The sequence below is a fragment of the Rhodobacteraceae bacterium M385 genome, from assembly GCA_025141835.1.
Classification (GTDB): domain Bacteria; phylum Pseudomonadota; class Alphaproteobacteria; order Rhodobacterales; family Rhodobacteraceae; genus Gymnodinialimonas.
Window position 1 is genome coordinate 2,058,162 of sequence record CP081102.1, and the last position, 20,346, is coordinate 2,078,507.

Consider the following 20,346-nt stretch of genomic DNA (forward strand, 5'->3'; position numbering starts at 1 on the left):
CCTTCAAAGCGCGCGCATACCCGCCCGGAACCGCCGCATGTTCTGACGATAATGATCGGCCGAGGCCAATAGACCCGCCCGCGCGGCCTCGTCCAATTCGCGCACGACCTTGCCGGGCATTCCCATCACCAGCGACCCATCGGGGATCACTTTTCCCTCGGGGATCAACGCGCCCGCGCCGATCAAACAGCCCGCGCCGATCTTGGCGCCATTTAGCACCGTGGCCCCCATGCCGATCAAACTGCCCGCGCCGATCACGCAGCCATGCAGCATCGCCTTATGGCCGATGGTGCAATCGGGCCCGATCAACAGCGGGCTTCCAGGGTCCGTATGGCACACCACGTTTTCTTGCACGTTAGAGCCGGCGCCGACGCGAATTTCCTCGTTATCGCCGCGCAGGGTGCAACCGAACCACACGCTTGCGCCTGCCTCCAACACCACATTGCCGATCACGTTGGCATCGGGGGCGACCCATGTGTCTTCGGCGATATCGGGCGAGATAGCGTCCAGCTCATAGATCATTGATCTAACTCCTCAAACTCCGCTTGCAGGGCGCGGACATGAGTTTGCAGGCCGGGCTGCTGCTCGCGCCGCAAACGCTCTGCGGTGATGATCGTTTTCAAGCGTTCTTCGGTCACCAACAGGTTATCGTTGACCAGAACGTAATCGTAGGCGTCCCACCGGCTGATTTCATCCCAACTGCGGCGCATCCGCTTTTCGATCACCTCGGCACTGTCTTGCGCGCGCCCTTCAAGGCGCTTTTTCAGCTCGGGGATCGAGGGGGGAAGAATGAAGATCGACAAGGTGTGCTTGCCAAGGTCAGAGTTGCGGATCTGCTGTGCGCCCTGCCAATCAATGTCGAACAAAACATCACGTCCGGCCTCAATCGCGCGGGACACTGGCGCCATGGGCGAGCCGTAGAAATTGCCGAAGACATGGGCGTGTTCGAGCATTTGACCATCGGCGACGAGGCCCTTGAACTCGGCCTCTGCCATGAACTGATAGTCCTGCCCATCCACCTCGCCAGGGCGCGGGTCGCGGGTGGTGGCCGAGACCGAAAAGCTAAGGGTTTCGTCCCATGCCATCAGGCGTCGCGCCAGGGTGGATTTGCCCGCCCCCGATGGCGACGACAGGATGATCAGAAGGCCCCGTCGTTTCGGGTCATGTCGGTGCGTTTCAGTCATGGTCATTCCACATTTTGTACCTGCTCGCGCATCTGATCTATGGTCAGTTTCAGGTCAAGGCCAATGGCCGTCAGGGCCGTGTCTGCGGATTTCGCGCAAAGCGTGTTGGCCTCCCGGTTGAACTCCTGCATCAGGAAATCCAGCTTGCGCCCCACTGGGCCGCCCTCGGCCACCAGCGCTTTTGCTGCCTCGATATGGGCGGAGAGGCGGTCGATTTCTTCGGTCACGTCGCCCTTCACCGCCAAGATCGCCACTTCCTGCGCCAGACGTGCCTCATCCACGGCATCGGTTTCCTCCAACAGGGCCGCGACTTGCGCCCGGAACCGGCTGCCTTGCGCCTGTGTCCGCTTCTCGGCGGCGCTGGCGGCTTCCTGCGTCAGTTGCGCCATGCGGTCCAATTGTCCGTTCATCACGGCAGTCATCGCAGCACCTTCCGATGCTCGCATGGCAACGAAGGCGTCGATCAGCGAAGCGGCTTCGGCCATCAGCAGATCGACCGAAGGGAGCGCTACGTTATCCGCGCCATCCATGACACCGCGCATCCCCAGAACGTCCACGGCGGTGGAGTGGGTCAGGCCGCCGTTGGCCCGCGCCTCCACCTCGGAAATCATCTCCAAGGCAGCATCCAGCGCCTGTGTGGACAGGCGACTGCCCGCCGTGGCCACGCGGTTCAGGCGCAGGCCGAGGGTCACATTGCCCCGCGTCAGCGCCTTTTGCAGCGCGGCGCGCAATGGTTGCTCTAGCGGGGCCAACCCATCAGGCAAGCGCAGCCGCAGGTCCAAGCCCCGCCCGTTGACCGAGCGCATGTCCCAGCTCCATGAAAAGCCCTCCATCGCGCCTTCTGCGCTGGCGAATGCCGTCATCGACGCAAGCCCCTTAGCCCCCATGTTTTCGTCCCGTGCCATTAACCATCTGTCAATTCTCCCCCTGCCCGAACAATTTTAAACAGTGTATTCGAAAAGGGACAGGAAGTGCAGCACGGCGATAAGACGCGCCGTATGTTGCACGGTCACAGGAAAGGTTCTGGTCCCTTGGCATTCAACGTCAGACCAAACAACGTTGGAGTGTGCGAGATGAGAAATACCTACGATATGACCCAGACGCAGCCCGATATGGGCGGGCGGATCACCAGTGTTCTGCGCTACTGGGACGAATTGCGCGGCGACCGCGTGGCCCCCGGCCGAACCGAGATCAGCCCGGCTGCGATCACCCGCCACCTGTCGCGCATCTGTATTCTGGAACGTCCCCGTGCCGGCACCGTACGGGTGCGCTTGGCCGGGGCCACCATGTCCACACGGGCCGGGATGGAACTGCGCGGGATGCCGTTTCGCGCCTTGTTCGAGCTGGACGACCGCAACCGTGCCATGGACGCCGCCGAAACTGCGATCACCACGCCTGCGGTCAGCATCCTCTCCCTCGCCCGGCTTGAGCGTTCCGGCCCGGTGCCCGAGGCCCAGATGGCCATTTTGCCCCTCACCGATACGCGCGGCGCCCTGACACGGGCCTTGGCGGTCTATTCCGAGCGCGCGGCGGTAACGCCTTTCGTGTCCGATATGCGCGGGCGCTTTCATGTAACCGACAGCTGGACGCTCGATATTCCCGAAAGCGGTCCGATCATTGGCCCCATGGGCGATACGACGCCGGGCCAGCTGATCTCGACCCGTGTGATGCGCCCTCGATTGGCGACGCAAACGGCCACGCAAGTGCAGGACCAAGACACGCCGCAGGTCCGGCCCGTGTTTCAGGTCATCACCGGCGGGCTTTCCTAGGCCCCGCACAGCCCCACACAGGCTCACCATAAAAAACGGCGGGTTGGCCTGTGCCACCCGCCGTTTTCCTTTGTCTTTTGCGCCGTGGCGCAGAGCCGCGACTTACGCCGTGGCCCGCATCGCGCTGCGGTTTGCCGAAAGCTCTTCCGCCACCAAGAACGCCAGTTCCAGCGATTGCGAGGCGTTCAGACGCGGATCGCAAGCGGTGTGATAGCGCGAGGACAGATCCTCGTCCGTCACGGCCCGCACGCCGCCGGTGCATTCGGTCACATCTTGGCCCGTCATCTCGAAGTGGACACCGCCGGGGATCGTACCCTCGGCACCGTGAACCGCGAAGAATTCCTGCACTTCGCGCAGCACGCTTTCAAATGGACGGGTCTTGTACCCGCTGTCGGCCTTGATCGTGTTGCCGTGCATCGGGTCGCAGGTCCAGACAACGGGGTGTGCTTCTTCTTCCACGGCGCGGATCAGCTTGGGCATGTGATCGCCCACTTTGCCTGCACCGAAGCGGTTAATCAGCACGATGCGCCCCGCTTCACGGTTGGGGTTCAGCGTGTCGAGCAGCTCTTTCAGATCCGAGCGCGTGAGCGTCGGGCCGCATTTGATGCCGATCGGGTTCTGCACACCTTTGCAGAATTCCACATGGGCCCCGTCGGTCTGACGGGTGCGGTCGCCGATCCAGATCATATGGCCAGAGCCAGCCAACCATTTGCCCGAAGTGCTGTCCAAACGGCAGAGCGCCTCTTCATACTCCAGCAAAAGCGCCTCGTGCGAGGTGTAGAAATCAACCGTCGAAAGCTCGTGGTTGGTTTCCGAGGTCAGGCCCGCTGCGGTCATGAAATCCAGCGCATCCTGAATGCGGTTGGCCATATCGCGGTATTTGCCTGCATCGTCGCTGTCGGTGAATCCAAGCGTCCAGGAATGAACGTGGTGAATATCAGCAAAACCACCGGTCGAAAAAGCACGCACCAGGTTCAGCGAGGCTGCGGCCTGGGTGTAGGCTTGCAGCATCTTGGCCGGGTTGGGGATACGCGCGGCTTCGGTGAAATCCAGATCGTTGATGATGTCACCGCGGTACGAGGGCAGCTCCACACCATTTTGGGTTTCCGTGGGCGCCGAACGTGGCTTGGCGAACTGGCCTGCCATGCGGCCGATCTTTACCACAGGCACCTTCGCGCCGTAGGTCAGCACCATTGCCATCTGCAACATTACTTTGAACGTGTCACGGATGTTGTCGGCCGAGAATTCCGCAAAGCTTTCTGCGCAATCGCCCCCTTGCAGAAGGAAGCCTTCCCCACGGGACACGGCGGCCAATTCGTCGCGCAGGCGACGCGCCTCGCCTGCAAACACAAGCGGCGGATACTGACGAAGCTGCGCCTCGACCGCGCCAAGCGCGTCGGCGTCCAGATAGTCAGGCATTTGAACGCGCGGTTTTGCGCGCCAATCAGATTTCGTCCAGCTGCTTGCTGCGGTCATAACTTTCTCCAATGTCGCAGGGATCGAAGACCTCTCTACACAAGGCCCGCCCCGCTTCCAATCCCGGAATTTCCTAATCTACGACATCGAAATTGCCGCCGTGGGATTGCGCAAGCGCAATATAAGTGCTTTCGCTAATTCTTACGATAGGTATGCCACGCCTATTCGGCCACATCGGAAGGTTGAGAAATGTCGGACAAAGGTGCCCGCCTGCGCCCAAACGAAGGCCCGAAACGGTTTATCTTCGTGTTGCTGGATCAGTTTACCATGCTGTGTTTCGCCTCAGCCGTGGAAGCGCTGCGCATCGCCAACCGCATGTCGGGCCAAGAGTTGTATGAATGGACCCTTGCGGGCGAAGGTGGCGAATACGCGCAATGTTCAGCCGGGATTTGGTTCCGCCTCGATAGTGACCTTGATGAACTGAGCCGCGACGATGTGGTGTTGTTGTGTGGTGGTATTGATGTGGCCGGGGCGACAACCAAACGCCTGCTCAGCTGGATACGGCGCGAGGCCCGCAAAGGTCCGGTGATCGGCGGGTTGTGCACGGCGGGCTACACCTTGGCCAAGGCGGGGCTTCTGGACGGCAAACGCGCCACCACCCATTGGGAGAACCAAGACAGTTTCGCTGAAGAGTTCGAGGATGTGACCCTTACGAAATCCGTCTTCGTGGTTGATGGCAATCGGATCACCACGGCGGGGGGAACGGCCTCGATTGATCTGATGCTGAAACTGATCGCCGAGGATCATGGCGAAGATCTGGCCAATCTGGTCGCCGATCAACTGATCTACACCTCGATCCGAACGGACCAGGACACCCAACGCCTGTCGATCCCGACGCGCATCGGCGTGCGGCACCCGAAACTGGGCCAAGTCATTCGGATGATGGAACAAAACATCGAAGACCCGATCAGCCCCGCGCAATTGGCGATGGATGTGGGCATGTCCACGCGCCAGCTCGAGAGGCTGTTTCGCCGGTATCTCAACCGCTCTCCGAAGCGGTATTATATGGAGTTGCGCCTTGGCAAAGCCCGTAACCTTCTGATGCAGACGGATATGAGTGTAATCAACGTGGCGCTGGCGTGCGGCTTTGCCTCTCCGTCGCATTTCTCCAAATGCTACCGCGCCCATTATGACACGACCCCTTACCGCGAACGTGGCAGCCACGCGGCCCGCGTCAAAACATGAACAGGCGGGTGCTCTTCGGCGGCATCATCGGCCTTATTTTGGTGGCCGGTGTTTCGCTGATGATGGGAGGCCCGCAACAATCGCTCCGCTCTTTGCGCGATGCTCGTGCCTTGGCGGCGCTGCCCCAAGTGCCCGTCGCGCCACTTCTGCGCTTAGAGGACGGCACGCCCGACGTTGTGATCTTTGAAGACGGTGGTGAAGGGTGGTTTGAGTTAGATATCACCGCCCTGCCCGCCGATACCCAGATCGGATTTCATACTGGCCGGATGATTGATTTGTTTGCCGGCGGCGATCACGTCCCGGTCTATTGCAGCAGCCAACGCACAAAGGTGCTTTGGACCATACGCGACGGGCATATCGCCGATGATTACGCTTTCTGCAATCCGCGCCGGATGGACCTTGGCCCCTTGCGTGAATTCTCGACCGCCGTGGAGATGATCGAACAGGACCTCCCCCGTGACGCCGTGCTGGAGCTGCGGGCCGAAGTGGCTGCCGACCCTACCCGTGCGATGATCTCCGGTCCGCGTTCGATGGTGCCTTATACACAGCGCTACATCCTCACGCCGCCTCTGATGTGGTATCTGGAGGGTGTCCCCCCGTACCGCCATGAGGTTGAAGACGAGATCGAAGCTCGGATCATCGCGCATTTGGGCCACGCGCAATTGGCCTTCCGTCGTCGCCCCAGCACAAACCCAAACCTCAGCTATCGCGGCGGCGACGGAGAGGCTGCGCCGATATCTGGCATGGCGATTGCCCACAATGGCACCACCGGTATTCTGCCCGGTGTCTGGGGTGAACCCTATGAGATTTGGATTGATTGCGTCCCCGAAGCCTGCGCCAACATCGCAACCCTTGATCTAAACGGCCTGTTCGACAGGGGGCGTGATCTTGCGGGCCTACGCGGCGCTTTGAGCCAAATGGTCGAGAACCCAAACCCCGAAGGCACCCCCACACCGCTGGATTGGTATCCAACGTTGGCCGAGCTGGAATCTGGTGCGACGCGCATCGCAGAGCCGATCGAAATCACCTATCAGACCCGCTACATCCAACGCCCCTAAGCGTCCTTGAACCGCGCTGCACGCCCGCCGCGACGCCCCGTCGGCGGCTTATCCGCCAAGCCTTCTGCCAGAACCACCTTCATCGGATGATCCGCTGGTTCCGCCGCATATCGCTCTAGCAACGCCTCGATCATGGGCGCGTGGTCATTGGCCTGAACGCTCAGCGCCCAATCCACAAAAATCGACCGGCATTCAGGCGCCGAGATGCCCTCTATCTTGAAGGCCTCGCGGATCAGGCCCTTGGGGTCATTGGGGTCTTGGTCATTCATGGTGCGGTTACTCGGTTGGAGTTAGAATTTTGTTGATTATAGCGGTGGCGGTCTGGCGGGATTGGTCCAACTGCGTCACCAAATCCTCCGTCGCCGTCACCCCGGCCATGCGCAGCAGGAAGGCGCGGCCCCCTTCGCCGGTATTGGCGACCTCCAGGGAGGCATCGGTCAGCAAGCGCCCGCCTTGGGAAACGGTCTGAAACAGCCCGTAGGCTTGGGCCAATTGCGCCGCGTCCTCTGCCCCGATCAACCCGGCCTGAGCGGCCGCCTCGATCTGCGCCAGACTGCCCTCCACGGCGCGACCCGCTGACAAGGCCAGCGCTTGGGCTATCAGCGCAATGTCCTGCAACCCGCCCGCCCCGTCACGCACTGACCATGTGCTGCCCGCCCGCCCCGCCTCTTGCAGGCGCGCGCGCATGACGGCGGCTTCGGGCAAAACGCTGGCGTCATCTTTGCGGCCCTCGATCATCGTGCGCCGGATCGCGTCTACGTCACGCGCCAAGCTGGTGTCGCCCGCCACAACACGGGCGCGGGTCAGGGCCATGTGTTCCCAAACCCAAGCCTCCTCTCGTTGATAGCGCTCGAACGACGACAGCGCCGTGGCCACCGGCCCCTGCCCGCCCGATGGCCGCAAACGCATATCTACGTCGTAGAGCTTCCCCTCTGCGGTGCGCGCGCTAAGCGCCGTAATCATCGTTTTGGTCGCCTTGGCAAACCAGCCGCGCGGATCGAGGGGGCGGCGTCCGTCGGTCATTTCCACCCCTTGGGCGTCGAAAATCACGATCAGGTCCAGATCCGAAGTGGCGGTCATTTCGCGCACCCCGAGCGATCCCATGGCCAAAACCACACCGCCCCGCCCCGGTGCCTCTCCGTGGCGCCGGGCCACATCGGCGCAGACGCAGGGCCACAGGGCCGCTACGACCGCTTGGGCCACATCGGAATATTGCCGTGCCGCGTCCTTGGCGTCGATCAGCCCGCGCAGCATGTGAACGCCGACACGGAAGTGCCACTCTTTCTGCCAACGCCGCGCGGTGTCCAACTGCGCCTCGTAATCCAGAGGGGCCAGAGTTGCACCAAGGTCATCGGCCAGACCCTGTGCACCGGGCCAATCCGCAAAGAACTGCCCATCAAGAACCGCATCCAGAACCCGGCTGTGCCGCGACAGATAGGCCGCAAGGCCGGGGGCCGTGGCGCAGATATCAACCAGCAAATCCACGAGGCTCGGGTTGGCATCAAAGAGCGAGAATATCTGCACTCCCGCAGGCAAGCCTCGTAGAAATCCATCAAAGTTTGACAGCGCCTCGTCAGGGCGGGCGGATTGGGTGAAACGGTTCAGAAGATCGGGCTTGAGGCGTTCAAAAATGGCCTGCCCGCGTTCTGACTTCAGGGCCGGATAGCCGGGCCAGCGGGCCACGATATCTTGGGCCGCCTCCGACAGAACCGGCGCGACACTTGTGCTGGATTTGGAGGCGTAGAGGTCCTGGGTCAGGGTGGCGACCGCATCCAACCGCTCCTCCAACATTGCGCGATACCGCGCCGTGTTGTCCTCGCCGCTTAACCTTGCGAGGCGGTCGAAACCTTCCGGCGTTTTGGGCAGGGAATGGGTTTGCGCGTCGTCGATCATCTGCAAGCGGTGTTCGGCCTCGCGCAGGGCGGCGTAGTGATCGGCCAACGTGCTGGCGTCTTCGCGCGTGATCCAATCGGCCCTTGCAAGGGCGGCCAGCGCCTTCACTGTGCGCGGCTGGCGCAGGCTTGGGTCCCGGCCCCCGGCGACAAGCTGGCGGGTCTGGGCGAAGAACTCGATCTCACGGATACCGCCGTGGCCGAGCTTCAGGTTTCGCCCTTCCAGCTCTTTCCCATGCAGGCCCTTATGGTCGCGAATGCGCTGGCGCATATCCATCGTTTCGGCCACGGCGGCAAAGTCCAGATGCTTGCGCCAGACGAAAGGCGTTAACGCCGTTAAGAAATTCGCCCCCGCCTTCGTGTCCCCCGCCGCCGGACGCGCCTTGATATAGGCGGAACGTTCCCACGTCCGGCCCTCGCCCTCATAATACCGCTCTGCCGCTGTCATAGAGATGCACACTGGCGTGACCGATGCATCGGGGCGCAAACGCAAGTCGGTGCGAAACACGTAGCCGTCCTTGGTGGGATCATTCAGCGTCGCGGCCATGGCGCGGGTGGCTTTGATGAAGCCTGCGCGCGCCTCCATTTCCTCGGCCGGACCATCGAAGCGAGAGTCATCAAACAAGCAAATCAGGTCGATGTCGGAGGAGTAGTTCAACTCTCCCGCTCCCATCTTGCCCATCGCCAAAGCCACCATTCCGGCCCCATCGTTCACAGCGTCGGCCTCGGTCTGGCCGGGGATCTTGCCGCGCCGCGCTTGCGCCGCCACATGCACCGACAAAGCCGCCGCCACACAGGCATCGGCGAAACCTGTCCAGGCCTGCGTGACAGTGGCCAGCCCCCAGACGCCACCCAAGTCCGCCAACCCCACCACCAATGCCGCGCGTCGTTTCAACTGCCGCAGGCCCGCGTCGATCGTGGAAACGGTTAATGTCGCTGTCTCCTCGATCAGGCCGGCGATCACCTCCTCCGGTTCTTCGGACAGGGCGTGGGATAGCCAATGGCCCTCCTTGCGGATCAACTCCGCCAGATAGGGAGAGGAGCCGGCGGTGCCGGAAATCAGCTCGGACAACTCCGGCGACAGATCGTGCATCTGGGTTAACGCCTCGGCCCCACGATCGGGCGCATAGGCAAGGGGCGTGCGGGTCAGGCGGGCGGCGAAGGGCATGAGCGGTCTTCCGGTTCGGTCCGAATGGAACTAGCTAGGTCACGAATGGAATGGCAGGGGATTGGGACAGTGTCAAAGTCGTTAAAGCGCGTGCGCCGTGCGTTGGAAGAAGCAGGCGTCACGGTGGAGGTGCTAGAGATGTCGGACGGCACGCGCACCGCCGCCGATGCGGCACAGGCGGCGGGCTGCGCATTGGACCAGATCGCCAAGTCGATTATTTTCCGTGATGAAGCCAATGGCGAGGCCGTTTTGTTCGTGACCGCAGGGGGCAACCTTGTGGACGCGGAGAAGGCCAGCGCGGTGGCGGGTGTGCCTTTGGGAAAGGCCGACGCGGGGTTGATCCGCAAGCAGACCGGTTTTGCCATTGGCGGCGTGTCGCCCGTGGGGCATCTGTCGCCGATCCGCGCGTGGTACGACCCACGTTTGCTGGATTTCGACGTGGTCTATGCCGCCGCTGGCACGCCGCGCCATATCTTTGCAATTGCACCGCAGACGCTGGTGGATTTGGCGGGTGCAAAGGCGGCGCAGTTTACGGGTTAAAGCCGTTAGGAAAGGTTAAGGCCGTTAAGATTTGACCGCCTTAAGCACAGATCGGGCGGCCCGGATACCGGGCGCTTCCTGCCCCAGCCCCAGCCGGTCCATCGTCAACGCCATGGCACCCTCTTGCCCGCTGTCACCGTGCAAAATCGCCTCAAGCCCCGCGCGAATGGCATCGGGTTTGCAGTTCTCGGCCAGGAATTCCGGCACGACACGGGTTTCCGACACCAGATTAACCAAGGTCACCGTATCAATCCGGATCGCGCGTTTCATGATCGCCCGTGTCAGCCAGTTCATGTCATAGGCAATCACCATGGGCGTGCCATTGGCGGCGAGTTCCAGCGACACGGTGCCAGACGCCGCAAGCGCCCCATCGGCGCAGGCAAAGGCGGCACGCTTTTGGACGGCGTCCGAGGCATCCACCACAATCGGTTGCTGCGCCCAATCCTGGGTCATCCGCTCTACCGTCGCGCGGGTATGGGGCAACGTGGGCAAAACCAGCGAAGCGTTAACGCCGTTAAGGGCTTGGCCGAAAACCGGCAGCAAACGCGATACTTCCGACCCCCGTGAACCGGGAAGCACCAAGACCACAGGACCTTCCGTCATCCTATGGCTACTGCGAAACGCAGACACTTCCGCCGCAGTCGCCAAGGGCTCCGACACCACCGGGTGGCCGACGAAATCGCAGGTCATCCCCGCCGCCTCCATATAGGGCGGCTCAAACGGCAGAAGCGCCAGAACATGGTCGATCACTCGGGCCATTTTGGTCGCCCGCTTTGGTCGCCACGCCCATACCGACGGGGCCACGTAGTGTATGGTCTTCAGCGCAGGGTTAGCGTCGCGGGCCAGTTTGGCGACGCGCAGGCCGAAATCGGGGCTGTCGATGGTGACCAAAGCCTCCGCCCCAGAGGCAGCCACAGCGCGGGCTGTCTCAGCAATGCGGCGCTTGAGGTGGCGGTACTTCGGCAAAATCTCGGCGATGCCCATCACGGCGAGTTCTTCATAGGGAAACAGCGACGCCATGCCTTGAGCCGCCATCATCGGGCCGCCGACCCCCACGGCCTCAACCGCCACGTCGATATCCGCGAACCCCTGCAACAATGCGCCGCCGAGGCGGTCGCCCGAGGGCTCTCCGGCGACGAGGAACAGCTTCAAGGGCCCGCCCGTAGGCTAATGCCTGTCTCCGCGCAGGCCTCCAGAATCGCGTCTCGGCCTAAAAGCAGCACGTTTTCGGCGGCAATCTCGATCCCCGACAGGCCCGCAGCGGCGGCGTTGTGGATCGTGTCGGGGCCAATGGCGGGCATATCCACCCGCAAATCTTGGCCCAGTTTGGGACGTTTCACCAAAACCCCGCGCGATCCGGGCATGGTGCGCCCGACGAAATCCAACATCACATCGGTGCCTTGCAGGGTTTCCACCCCAATCACCTGCCCGCGCGCCACGACAACGCCCTGACCCACATCGTGCGGACCCAAAGCATCGAGCACGGCGCGGCCCCGAGCGGTGTCTTTGTCAGACAAGTCTTCGCCCGCTAAAACGCCCACCGGAGCGACAAGGTCAGGCCGGATATCCTTGGCTCCGACAACCTTGAAACCCGCCCCTTCGATCACATCGATCACGGCGCGCAAAAGAGCATCATCGCCCTGCCCCATGGCCTGCATAATAAGCGGCATTTTTGACGCGGTCAGCGGGTCAAACGCGACGGGGTCCAGCGGTGGACGGGACATGGCACCGGCAAGGCAGACCTCTGTCACATCGCGTTTTCGCAATTCATCGAACAAAAGCCCCAACTGCTCGAACCGCGCATCCACAGTGGGTACGACGGAAACCGGCATCCCCTTGAAGCCCACCACTTCGGCGGAGCCTGCTTCGAGGAGTAGGCTCGGCAAGGCACCTTTTCCTGCTAAGATCGCGCGCATCGGATTACTCCGGCGTCAGGAATGAGCGGTCGCTGTCGCCCATCACAAAATCAACGATCTCGCGCACATAGGCGCTGTCGATTTCTTCACTTTCCCCAAGGCGGCGGGCGCGTTCCTGGAAACTGGTTCCCTCACCCTGCTTGAGCGCCTGTAACGCGGCACGCAAAGCGGTGATATCCGCCTTCGCGACGCCCGACCGCTTCAACCCCACAAGGTTCAAACCATCCAACTTCCCGCGCGGGCCCTGCACAAGACCGTAGGGGATGACATCATTGGTGACCATCGTAACCGCGCCAATAATCGCGCCGTGGCCAATGCGCACGAACTGATGCACCCCGGACAACCCGCCGATAATCACGTCATTTCCGACCACACAATGCCCCGCCAGCGCGGCAGAGTTCACCATGATGACCCGGTCGCCGACGATGCAATCATGGGCCACATGGGCGTTGGCAAGGAACAAGCCGTCATCGCCCACACGGGTAATCCCTCCGCCGCCTTCGGTGCCGGTGTTCATCGTCACACCTTCGCGGATACGGTTGCGTTTGCCCACGATCAGGCGCGTGCGTTCGCCGCCAAACTTCTTGTCCTGAGGGATCTCGCCAATGTTGCAGAACGGAAAGATCTCACAGTCATCGCCGACTTCTGTCCAGCCCGTGACGATCGCGTGGGATTTCATCACCACACCCGCCCCCAGGGTCACCTCGGGGCCGACCACGCAGAACGGGCCGATCTGACAGCCCGCCCCGACGGTCGCGCCGTCCTCGATCACCGCGCTGGGGTGAATATTGGCGCTGGCATCGATGGCCATTTAGCTCGCCTCCGAAGGGATATCCATCATCGCGGTGAAGGCGCATTCACAGGCCAGTTCGCCATCAACCGTGGCGCGGCCCGCGAATTTCCAGACCTTCGCGCCGGGTTTGCCACGGGTGGCTTCAACGTGCAGCTCCAACACGTCGCCGGGCACGACCTTGCGGCGGAATTTGCACGCGTCGATCCCCATGAAATAGACGAGGAAGTTCTTGTCAGCCAAATCGGCCGACACGCCCACCATCACAGCGGCTGTTTGGGCCATCGCTTCGATGATGGTGACGCCGGGCATAATCGGCACGCCGGGGAAGTGACCTTGGAAATGCGGCTCGTTCACCGTGACATTCTTGACGCCCACAGCGGATTGAAACGGCACGATATCACGCACCCGGTCCACCAGAAGAAACGGATAGCGATGCGGCAAGATCCGTTGGATCAGGTCGATGTCGGCGGTGGTTTGAACGTCGGCCGTCATGGCGGGTCTCCCGAAAGTTGTGTTGAATGACGCCTAGCAACTCCGCTCGCCTACGGCAAGAAGCGGCTATTGCTCGTCTGAGGTGACGCCCGGCAGGAAGATCAGCGGCTCGTCGTCCCCGTTCCCCAGGGCCTCATCAATCGCGACGATGGCGGCGTCAGTGATATCAACCGATCCCGCCGATAGCAGAACCGTCCGGCTGTCTAGCAGAACCGCGGCACCACGGGCCTGTACGATTTCCAGAAGCACGGGGAATGTTTCCTCAAAGAAACGTTGTTGCGCGGCCTCGGACTGGGCCTGAATATCTCGGCCCTTGGCATCTTGGGCAGCCCGGATTTCTACGACGCGGGTATCAAATTCATCGGCCAGTACGCGAAAATCTTCGGGCGACATCAAGGGGCGCCGCTCAGTCAGGTCCAGTTCTTCTTCGGTAAGCTGGCTTTCGATTTGGCGGTTTTCGGCGGCCAGCGCCCGGGATGCGGCATCCAGCTCTTGCTGGATGCGCTGCCCAAATTCCGTCTGGGTCAGGAGCCGGTCTTGATTGAGCACAAGGATCGAGGCGGCTGGCGGCGCAAGGGTCTGCGCCGACCCTACCGGGGCCGAGACAGCAAGCGCCGCCAACCCAAGGGCGGCGGCGCAAAGCAATGAGGATAACCTAGGCATGGGGGTTAGAAACGCGCCTCGACCGTGAAGTCAAAGGACCGGGTGCGATCATAATCCTCGTACTGCAAGGGGTGCGAGAAGTTGAACCGTAGTGGGCCAAGGGCCGTGTCCCAGAAGACCGACACACCAACCACCGAGCGCAGCGCGAAGCTGTCGTCTACCGTCGCAGGCCCCGAACCCAAGGTATCATCCAAGCCCCAGACGGAGCCGACGTCAAAGAACGCGCCGCCGGAAATCCCGTATTCCTCTGGCAAGCCGAGGGGGAATGCCGCCTCAAACCGAGCAACGGCGAAGTAGTTACCGCCAAGGGCGTTTTGGTTAACGGCAGCAGGGTTGGTGTCCCGAGGCCCAATGCCACCGCTTTCAAAGCCGCGCATCTGACGAGAGTTCAGCGTGAAACGGTTGGCCAAACGCGTGCCGCCGTCCAGCGCGTTGATCGCGCCGCCTTCAAACGTGGCGCGCAGGGTGACTTCTTCCCGAGCGACCCGCGTTTCCGCCTGAGCACGCACTTGCGAGCGCAGGAACTCGGTATCGCCACCCAAACCAGCATATTCGCCAGTGAAGGACAGGAAGACGCCCGCGTTGGGGTTCAGGCCCGTGTCGCGGTTGTCGAAGCTATAGGTGAAGCCCACGCGCGAAGTGTCGGCCTCATCGGCCTCCCGAACCAGAATGTCCGAGTCGTCGCCGTCGTAACCCGACGTTTCATCGTGGTCGTAGTTGTAGAACAAGGCCAAACGGCTGTTCTCGCTCAGGGGGAAGGCCAGGCTTGTGCCAACGCCATAGCGAGTGAATTCCGCACTGGAATCGTCGTCTTCCGTGATCCCGTAATAGGCTGATAACCCAAGGGCTAGGTCGCGGCGCATGAACGCAGGCTCCGTGAAGGAGAAGTTGAACGACTGCGATCCATCGGTGGTGTTGAAGCCCAAGGCAAGGGCCTGGCCCCGGCCGAGGAAGTTCGTTTCCGAGAAGTTCACCGCAAGGCCCGCGCCCGAATCTGTCGAGTAGCTGGCCGAGAACCCGAGCGAGCCGGTGGGCTGCTCTTCCACGTCCACATCCACGATAACCTGCTCGGACGAGGTGCCTTGGCGACCGGCCACTTGCACGTCAGCGAAGAAGCCCGTGGCGCGAATACGCTCGGCCGCGGCGCGAACCTGGCGGGCGTCCATCGGGTCGCCTTCTACCACGTCAAACTGACGGCGGATCACCCGGTCCAGGGTGGTCTGGTTGCCCTCAATGTCGATGCGCTCCACGAACACACGTTCGCCGCGCGAAATCACGAATTCCACGTTCACGATCAGGTTTGCGTCGTCGCGCACAAGGCGTGGTTCCACGCGGACGAACCGCAAGCCCTGATCCGACGCAAGATTCTCCATCCGCGTAATCACGTTGTCGATGACGCGCGGGCTGTACCGCACCCCTTGGCGCACGTTGATGACGTCTTGGAAGTCCGCGGCATTGGCACCGGGCATTTGCGACACAACCGAAAGGTTGCCGATGCGGTAGCTTTGGCCTTCGCGGATGTTGAAAGTTACGAAGTACGCGCCCCGGTCCCGGCTAAGCTCTGGCGTAACCGATTGAATGGCAAAGTCGATGTAGCCGCGATCTTGGTAGAAGTCGGTCAGCAACTGACGGTCCAGCGCGATGCGATCTTGAATGAATGTGTCCGAACGGATCAGCGCGTGGAACAGGCCCGCTTGGGTCGACTCCAGAATTTGGCGCAGGCGACGGTCCGAGTAGTCACGGTTGCCGACAAAGGCGATGCGCTGGGTTTCCACAACGGACCCCTCAGAGACCTCAAACACCAGATCAACGCGGTTATCGTCGCGGCGGATAATCTGCGGGGTGGCGGTGGCCGTCAGGCGGCCCGTCACACGGTAGGCTTCTGTGATGGCGGCGGCGTCACGCTCTGCGGTGATCGGAGAGAACACGCGGCGCGGGGTGGATTCGAGGATAGCCAAAAGCTCATCATCATCCAGGCGGCGGTTCCCCTCCACAGCGATGCGGTTGATCGTCGGGTATTCCACGACCGAGATCACCAGCGTGTTGCCACGGGGCGAAACCTCGACCTCTTCAAACAGGCCCGAGTTCTGCAAGCGTTGCAGCGCGTCGTTCACCTGCCCCGCAGAAACGGTCGAACCGGGCTCGATGCCCGCGACCTGAAGCACGGAAGCATCGTTGGTGCGGATATTCCCCTGCACGTCGAAGCTGTTGAATCGGAACGATTGCGCGTCAGCCGGAGCGGCGACAGCGACAAGCGAAAGCACGAAAAATACAGGGGCAAGCAGCCGCCCCACGTGTGACGTGAAGTGCGCAAAAGCACGAAGGACCATGGTATCCCACCCTTTGGTCAAAATAGCAGACAGGACGTGGGTATCCTGCGCCCGTCAGGTAGTCAAACCCCTGATGGGGTATGGGTTGTGTCATTTCAAAGGTTTGTCACAATCTGTGGCCCTCTCGACACGGGAAATGCCCATCAAAAAAGGCGGTCGGCAATAAAATGCCGCCGCCTTAACGCCGTTAACTTTTTGGTTTTGACCGTTTTAGAACGGGCCAGTGATCCGGAGGAGCCAGCCTGCAAGGGTCAGCGCGGCCACAATCAGAAGCGGCGCAAGGAAACGGTCCGTGTTCAGCGACAAAAGCTGAGTCATTCCGCGGGTGCTGTCTGTGAGGTAACGCATGGCAACCAATTCCGTTTGATTTCGTTGCCCTCAATATCCGGGCCAAATGTGGCTATACCTTGTTCCTCGCAGGGAGTTTTGAAGGTTACGAAACCCCATCCTCCCTGCCCCGCCAAAGGCGCAACAGGCAGGAAACACAGGGCAATCAGCGCCTTAGGGGCAGAAGATGTCGTTGGTCAGCGCAAACGCCATCAGCGACAGCAACAGCGCAAGGCCCACCATCATGAAGACCTTCAGCACCTTTTCCGAAGGCGGCTTGCCCGCCACCGCCTCATAGGCGTGGAAAACAAGGTGGCCGCCATCCAGCACCGGGATCGGGAACAGGTTCAGCAAGCCCACGGCAGTGGACAAAACGGCAATGAACCAAATGAAGTTGTCCAGACCTTGGGACGCCGCCGCCCCAGAAGTTTCCGCAATCCCCAAGGGGCCTTGCAAGTTACAGGTCGAAATCGCGCCGGTGATGATGTGCTTCAGGCCCGACAAAGACGAATTTACCACAAACCACGTCTGACGCGCGCCAGAGGTAAGCGCATCCCACGGGCCGACGGACACTGTTTCAGGCTCAAAAATCAGGCCGCCGGTAATGCCGATCAGCCAGCGGGTCTCGAACGTGCCCTCGGAGGTAGGCAGATCGGTGGAGCGTGGCGCAAGGGTCAACTCCAGCATCTCGCCTTCGCGCCAAACGCTCAGGTCCAGCTCCGCCCCTTCAGAGGCATCCACCGCTTCGCGCAGTTGCGAGAATCCATAAATTGGCGCCCCGTCCACGGACATGATGACATCGCCCTCGGCAATCCCCGCCGCGATGGCCGCCGATTGCGGCGCCACAGATCCGACGATGGGCAGAAGCGGGAACGCGGCCTCTACCTGCATCGGGGCGTCATCGCGAACGATATCGTAGGTCACCGTCTGCTGCGGATCGAGAGAGCGGCTCAGCTCATAGACATCGGTTAAAGAGGCAACAGGCTCCCCTTCAATCGCGGTAATCAAATCGCCCTGCTCCAGCACAGCAATCTGCTCTGGCACCGGGATCAAACCGCCGACAATCGCCTCATCGGCGGCGCGACCATTGACCAAAAGCACGCCCGCAAAGATCAGAATCGACAGGATAAAGTTGAAGATCGGCCCCGCCGCCACGGTGGCCGCCCGCGCCCAAAGCGGCGCGCCGGGCATGGTGCGGCGACGCTCTGCCGCGTCCATCTCGCCCAATGCCTCCCCATCGGCCCCGGCTGACGCCGCATTGGCATCGCCCAGAAACTTCACGTAGCCGCCAAAGGGCAGCGCCGCCAACTGCCAGCGCGTGCCGTGCTGGTCCACGCCCGACCACAGCACAGGGCCGAACCCGATCGAGAACACCTCGGCATGGATGCCCGACCAGCGCCCCACGATGTAGTGACCGTATTCGTGGATCGCCACGATGATCGACAGGGCCGCAACAAAGGCCAGAAGGGTGAAACCGAAGTTGCCGAAGGCGGGGAGGAATTCCATTAAGCGTTCTCTTTTTGCTCGAACCGGGACGTGATTATGCGTTTAGCCATGTCTCTGGCTATTTGGTCAGTCTTGAGGACGTCCTCAAGGTTTTCTGGGGCAATTGAAAGGCTGCCTTGTGACGACATCGCGTCAAGGGTGTCCGCCACGATGCCTGCCATATCCATGAAACCGATCTGGCCAGCAAGGAATCCATCCAAGGCGATTTCCTTGGCGGCGTTGAAGATGCAGCCGCTGGTGCCACCGGTCTCCATCACCTGCGCGGCAAGGGCCAGCGCGGGGTATCGGGTGGGCGACGGGGCGTGGAATTCCAACGCGGATATCTGGGCAAGATCCAGCCGGGAAACCGGCAAATGGGCGCGATCGGGATAGTTGAGCGCATAGCCGATGGCGTGGCGCATATCGGGCGGACCAAGGTGCGCCATCAGCGCCCCGTCGTTGAAGCCAACAAGGGCATGGATCAAGGATTGCGGGTGAATCACGGTCTCGATCTGCGAAGGTTCGACGCCGAAAAACTCTTTCGTTTCAATAAGCTCCATCGCCTTGTTGAACATGGAGGCGCTGTCGATCGTGATCCGCTGCCCCATGTCCCAATTGGGATGCGCGCCCGCATCTGCGGGGGTGGCATTAGCCAAGGCGCTTTCGGGCCAATCACGCAAACCGCCGCCGGACGCGGTGATGATGATGCGTTCCACGGCGGCCATGTCCTCGCCCACAAGGGCTTGGAAAACGGCGGAATGCTCGGAATCGACGGGCAGGATCGTGGCCCCATGTTTGGCAGCCTCGGCCAGCAGAAGCGGGCCCGCGGTCACGAGGCTTTCTTTGTTGGCGAGCGCCAGCGTGGTGCCATGGCGCAGGGCACGAAACCCCGGCGCAAGACCGGCTGCGCCAACGATGGCGGACATGATCCAATCGGCGGGGCGGTCGGCGGCCTCCAGCAGGGCTTTGGGGCCAGCGGCGGCCTCGATGCCCGATCCCTCCAGCGCTGCGCGCAGGTCGGGCAGCAGATCCTCCTCGGCTGTTACGGCGATGCTCGCCGAAACCCTCCTCGCATCTGCGGCGAGTTGGGCGATGTTGCGCGCCCCGGTCAGGGCCACGACATCATAGGCGCCCAGATCACGGGCGATCAGATCAAGGGTGTTTTGCCCGATGGAGCCTGTCGCCCCGAAGATACTCACCCGCTTCATGGAGCGACGGGCGCCCCAATCGCAAAGCCAAGCAGCACAAAGGCCAGCCCGGCAACGGTGAAGGCCCCCAACATGCCGTCAAAGCGATCCAATGCGCCGCCATGGCCCGGCAACAGGTTAGAGCTGTCCTTGACCCCTGCCCTGCGTTTCAACGCCGATTCCGCGATATCGGCCATCTGCGCGGCGAACGCCACAAGCACGGCGAAAGCCACCGCAATCGCGATCGTGGACAGCGGATCATCGGCCTGCCAGCTCACCGCCAGCGCAATCAGCCCCGCCATGATCCAGCCAGATACCGTGCCCGACCATGTTTTATTCGGGCTGAGAGAGGGCCAGAACTTCGGCCCGCCGATCAGCTTACCAAAGAAATAGCCCGACACATCGGTGGTGATGACCACGGCCACCACCAGCCACATGGCGAAGGGGATGGATTGGTGCAGGTAGAAAAACAGGAACGTCGCCAGCGGGATCATCGCGCCGAACAATGTCTCGAGCCGCGATTTGCGCACCGGGATCGCGGTGATGATCATCGCCCCGATCATGACTGTTGCGGCCATCGGCGACACCGCCAAAAAGCCATCAGCCTCGGTCACCAACGCATGTTCAAGAAGCAGCGACAACGCCAGCAGTGCCGAGCTGAGCACCGTGCAGACCATGGCGAAGGGCCGTGTAAGGCGGATGATGAGGCGGAAGTACTCCCACACCATCACGGCCCCGAAAATCGACAGCAACAGGGCCAGGACCAAGCCGCCAAGCCACAGACCAAGGCCCGCAACCGTCAACAAAACAGCGGCCGAGGCGATGCGGGGCAATAGATCCGCGAACTTGGGGCCCGAAGCCGATTTGGGTGCCTCCGCCAT

General features: G+C 61.8%; 20 protein-coding genes. 4 read left to right on the plus strand and 16 right to left on the minus strand.

Translation table 11 applies throughout. From position 1 onward, the window contains the following. Window positions 1–3: 3 nt before the first annotated feature. From K3728_10115 to K3728_10125, 3 genes are read right to left on the minus strand one after another with little or no spacing between them, the layout of a single operon-like run. Window positions 4–522, minus strand: a complete 519-nt coding sequence (locus K3728_10115; GenBank protein ID UWQ94100.1) for a gamma carbonic anhydrase family protein — start codon at window positions 520–522, stop codon at window positions 4–6. Beyond that, window positions 519–1,190 (minus strand): guanylate kinase, encoded by a 672-nt coding sequence (gene gmk / locus K3728_10120; protein UWQ94101.1) that lies wholly within the window; start codon window positions 1,188–1,190, stop codon window positions 519–521. Before gmk ends, K3728_10115 begins: the two co-directional genes overlap by 4 nt. Then, entirely contained in the window at window positions 1,187–2,071 is an 885-nt protein-coding gene (locus tag K3728_10125) for a YicC family protein (GenBank protein UWQ97511.1), read from the minus strand. The genes gmk and K3728_10125 overlap by 4 nt, the downstream gene beginning before the upstream one ends. A 186-nt stretch (window positions 2,072–2,257) precedes the next feature. Here K3728_10125 and K3728_10130 point away from each other — a divergent pair, with 186 nt between their 5' ends. Continuing rightward, entirely contained in the window at window positions 2,258–2,953 is a 696-nt protein-coding gene (locus K3728_10130; protein UWQ94102.1) for a PAS domain-containing protein, read from the plus strand. Window positions 2,954–3,055: 102 nt separating this feature from the next. Here K3728_10130 and K3728_10135 read toward each other — a convergent pair whose 3' ends face one another. Beyond that, window positions 3,056–4,429, minus strand: coding sequence for a 3-deoxy-7-phosphoheptulonate synthase class II (locus K3728_10135; protein UWQ94103.1), 1,374 nt, complete (start codon window positions 4,427–4,429; stop codon window positions 3,056–3,058). Between the two features lie 189 nt (window positions 4,430–4,618). Here K3728_10135 and K3728_10140 point away from each other — a divergent pair, with 189 nt between their 5' ends. Beyond that, on the plus strand, window positions 4,619–5,614 hold the full coding sequence (locus K3728_10140) for a GlxA family transcriptional regulator (GenBank protein UWQ94104.1): 996 nt from the start codon (window positions 4,619–4,621) through the stop codon (window positions 5,612–5,614). Continuing rightward, complete coding sequence (locus K3728_10145; protein ID UWQ94105.1) at window positions 5,611–6,672, plus strand: hypothetical protein; 1,062 nt, start codon at window positions 5,611–5,613, stop codon at window positions 6,670–6,672. The genes K3728_10140 and K3728_10145 overlap by 4 nt, the downstream gene beginning before the upstream one ends. Here K3728_10145 and K3728_10150 read toward each other — a convergent pair. Both K3728_10150 and K3728_10155 read right to left on the minus strand, forming a co-directional pair. Continuing rightward, a complete protein-coding gene (locus K3728_10150) occupies window positions 6,669–6,941 on the minus strand; it encodes a hypothetical protein (GenBank protein ID UWQ94106.1) in 273 nt (90 codons plus the stop codon). The genes K3728_10145 and K3728_10150 overlap by 4 nt on opposite strands. Window positions 6,942–6,948: 7 nt before the next feature. Continuing rightward, window positions 6,949–9,732, minus strand: a complete 2,784-nt coding sequence (locus K3728_10155) for a glutamine-synthetase adenylyltransferase (protein ID UWQ94107.1) — start codon at window positions 9,730–9,732, stop codon at window positions 6,949–6,951. A gap of 69 nt (window positions 9,733–9,801) precedes the next feature. Here K3728_10155 and K3728_10160 point away from each other — a divergent pair, with 69 nt between their 5' ends. Next, window positions 9,802–10,272 carry a YbaK/EbsC family protein gene (locus K3728_10160; protein UWQ94108.1) on the plus strand — a complete coding sequence of 157 codons (471 nt, stop codon included), beginning with the start codon at window positions 9,802–9,804 and terminating at the stop codon, window positions 10,270–10,272. A 24-nt stretch (window positions 10,273–10,296) separates the two neighbouring features. On the opposite strand, the gene lpxB is transcribed toward K3728_10160, so the two are convergent. The 10 genes from lpxB to K3728_10210 all read right to left on the minus strand — a co-directional run bounded on the left by lpxB (window position 10,297) and on the right by K3728_10210 (window position 20,346). After that, window positions 10,297–11,424: a lipid-A-disaccharide synthase gene (gene lpxB, locus K3728_10165; GenBank protein ID UWQ94109.1), complete on the minus strand. Its 1,128-nt coding sequence runs from the start codon at window positions 11,422–11,424 to the stop codon at window positions 10,297–10,299. Beyond that, on the minus strand, window positions 11,421–12,188 hold the full coding sequence (gene lpxI / locus K3728_10170) for a UDP-2,3-diacylglucosamine diphosphatase LpxI (protein UWQ94110.1): 768 nt from the start codon (window positions 12,186–12,188) through the stop codon (window positions 11,421–11,423). The genes lpxB and lpxI overlap by 4 nt, the downstream gene beginning before the upstream one ends. Window positions 12,189–12,192: 4 nt before the next feature. Next, on the minus strand, window positions 12,193–12,999 hold the full coding sequence (lpxA, locus tag K3728_10175; protein UWQ94111.1) for an acyl-ACP--UDP-N-acetylglucosamine O-acyltransferase: 807 nt from the start codon (window positions 12,997–12,999) through the stop codon (window positions 12,193–12,195). After that, the gene (fabZ, locus tag K3728_10180) at window positions 13,000–13,473 is read right to left on the minus strand and encodes a 3-hydroxyacyl-ACP dehydratase FabZ (GenBank protein UWQ94112.1); all 474 of its coding nucleotides are present in this window, start codon (window positions 13,471–13,473) and stop codon (window positions 13,000–13,002) included. 66 nt (window positions 13,474–13,539) lie between these two features. Continuing rightward, complete coding sequence (locus tag K3728_10185; GenBank protein ID UWQ94113.1) at window positions 13,540–14,136, minus strand: OmpH family outer membrane protein; 597 nt, start codon at window positions 14,134–14,136, stop codon at window positions 13,540–13,542. Between the two features lie 5 nt (window positions 14,137–14,141). After that, window positions 14,142–16,466: an outer membrane protein assembly factor BamA gene (gene bamA, locus K3728_10190; protein ID UWQ94114.1), complete on the minus strand. Its 2,325-nt coding sequence runs from the start codon at window positions 16,464–16,466 to the stop codon at window positions 14,142–14,144. 210 nt (window positions 16,467–16,676) lie between these two features. Beyond that, window positions 16,677–16,814, minus strand: a complete 138-nt coding sequence (locus K3728_10195; protein UWQ94115.1) for a hypothetical protein — start codon at window positions 16,812–16,814, stop codon at window positions 16,677–16,679. 153 nt (window positions 16,815–16,967) lie between these two features. Continuing rightward, window positions 16,968–18,299 (minus strand): RIP metalloprotease RseP, encoded by a 1,332-nt coding sequence (rseP, locus tag K3728_10200; GenBank protein UWQ94116.1) that lies wholly within the window; start codon window positions 18,297–18,299, stop codon window positions 16,968–16,970. Continuing rightward, window positions 18,299–19,486 (minus strand): 1-deoxy-D-xylulose-5-phosphate reductoisomerase, encoded by a 1,188-nt coding sequence (gene dxr, locus K3728_10205; protein ID UWQ94117.1) that lies wholly within the window; start codon window positions 19,484–19,486, stop codon window positions 18,299–18,301. Before dxr ends, rseP begins: the two co-directional genes overlap by 1 nt. Continuing rightward, window positions 19,483–20,346: a phosphatidate cytidylyltransferase gene (locus K3728_10210; protein UWQ94118.1), complete on the minus strand. Its 864-nt coding sequence runs from the start codon at window positions 20,344–20,346 to the stop codon at window positions 19,483–19,485. Before K3728_10210 ends, dxr begins: the two co-directional genes overlap by 4 nt.

Bases quoted from the DNA above. Each gene is read 5' to 3' on its own strand.
- K3728_10115 (UWQ94100.1), bottom strand. From the start codon at position 522: ATGATCTATGAGCTGGACGCTATCTCGCCCGATATCGCCGAAGACACA.
- gmk (UWQ94101.1), bottom strand. From the start codon at position 1,190: ATGACCATGACTGAAACGCACCGACATGACCCGAAACGACGGGGCCTT.
- K3728_10125 (UWQ97511.1), bottom strand. From the start codon at position 2,071: ATGGGGGCTAAGGGGCTTGCGTCGATGACGGCATTCGCCAGCGCAGAA.
- K3728_10130 (UWQ94102.1), top strand. From the start codon at position 2,258: ATGAGAAATACCTACGATATGACCCAGACGCAGCCCGATATGGGCGGG.
- K3728_10135 (UWQ94103.1), bottom strand. From the start codon at position 4,429: ATGACCGCAGCAAGCAGCTGGACGAAATCTGATTGGCGCGCAAAACCG.
- K3728_10140 (UWQ94104.1), top strand. From the start codon at position 4,619: ATGTCGGACAAAGGTGCCCGCCTGCGCCCAAACGAAGGCCCGAAACGG.
- K3728_10145 (UWQ94105.1), top strand. From the start codon at position 5,611: ATGAACAGGCGGGTGCTCTTCGGCGGCATCATCGGCCTTATTTTGGTG.
- K3728_10150 (UWQ94106.1), bottom strand. From the start codon at position 6,941: ATGAATGACCAAGACCCCAATGACCCCAAGGGCCTGATCCGCGAGGCC.
- K3728_10155 (UWQ94107.1), bottom strand. From the start codon at position 9,732: ATGCCCTTCGCCGCCCGCCTGACCCGCACGCCCCTTGCCTATGCGCCC.
- lpxI (UWQ94110.1), bottom strand. From the start codon at position 12,188: ATGCGCGCGATCTTAGCAGGAAAAGGTGCCTTGCCGAGCCTACTCCTC.
- lpxA (UWQ94111.1), bottom strand. From the start codon at position 12,999: ATGGCCATCGATGCCAGCGCCAATATTCACCCCAGCGCGGTGATCGAG.
- fabZ (UWQ94112.1), bottom strand. From the start codon at position 13,473: ATGACGGCCGACGTTCAAACCACCGCCGACATCGACCTGATCCAACGG.
- K3728_10185 (UWQ94113.1), bottom strand. From the start codon at position 14,136: ATGCCTAGGTTATCCTCATTGCTTTGCGCCGCCGCCCTTGGGTTGGCG.
- bamA (UWQ94114.1), bottom strand. From the start codon at position 16,466: ATGGTCCTTCGTGCTTTTGCGCACTTCACGTCACACGTGGGGCGGCTG.
- K3728_10195 (UWQ94115.1), bottom strand. From the start codon at position 16,814: ATGCGTTACCTCACAGACAGCACCCGCGGAATGACTCAGCTTTTGTCG.
- rseP (UWQ94116.1), bottom strand. From the start codon at position 18,299: ATGGAATTCCTCCCCGCCTTCGGCAACTTCGGTTTCACCCTTCTGGCC.
- dxr (UWQ94117.1), bottom strand. From the start codon at position 19,486: ATGAAGCGGGTGAGTATCTTCGGGGCGACAGGCTCCATCGGGCAAAAC.
- K3728_10210 (UWQ94118.1), bottom strand. From the start codon at position 20,346: ATGGCGGAGGCACCCAAATCGGCTTCGGGCCCCAAGTTCGCGGATCTA.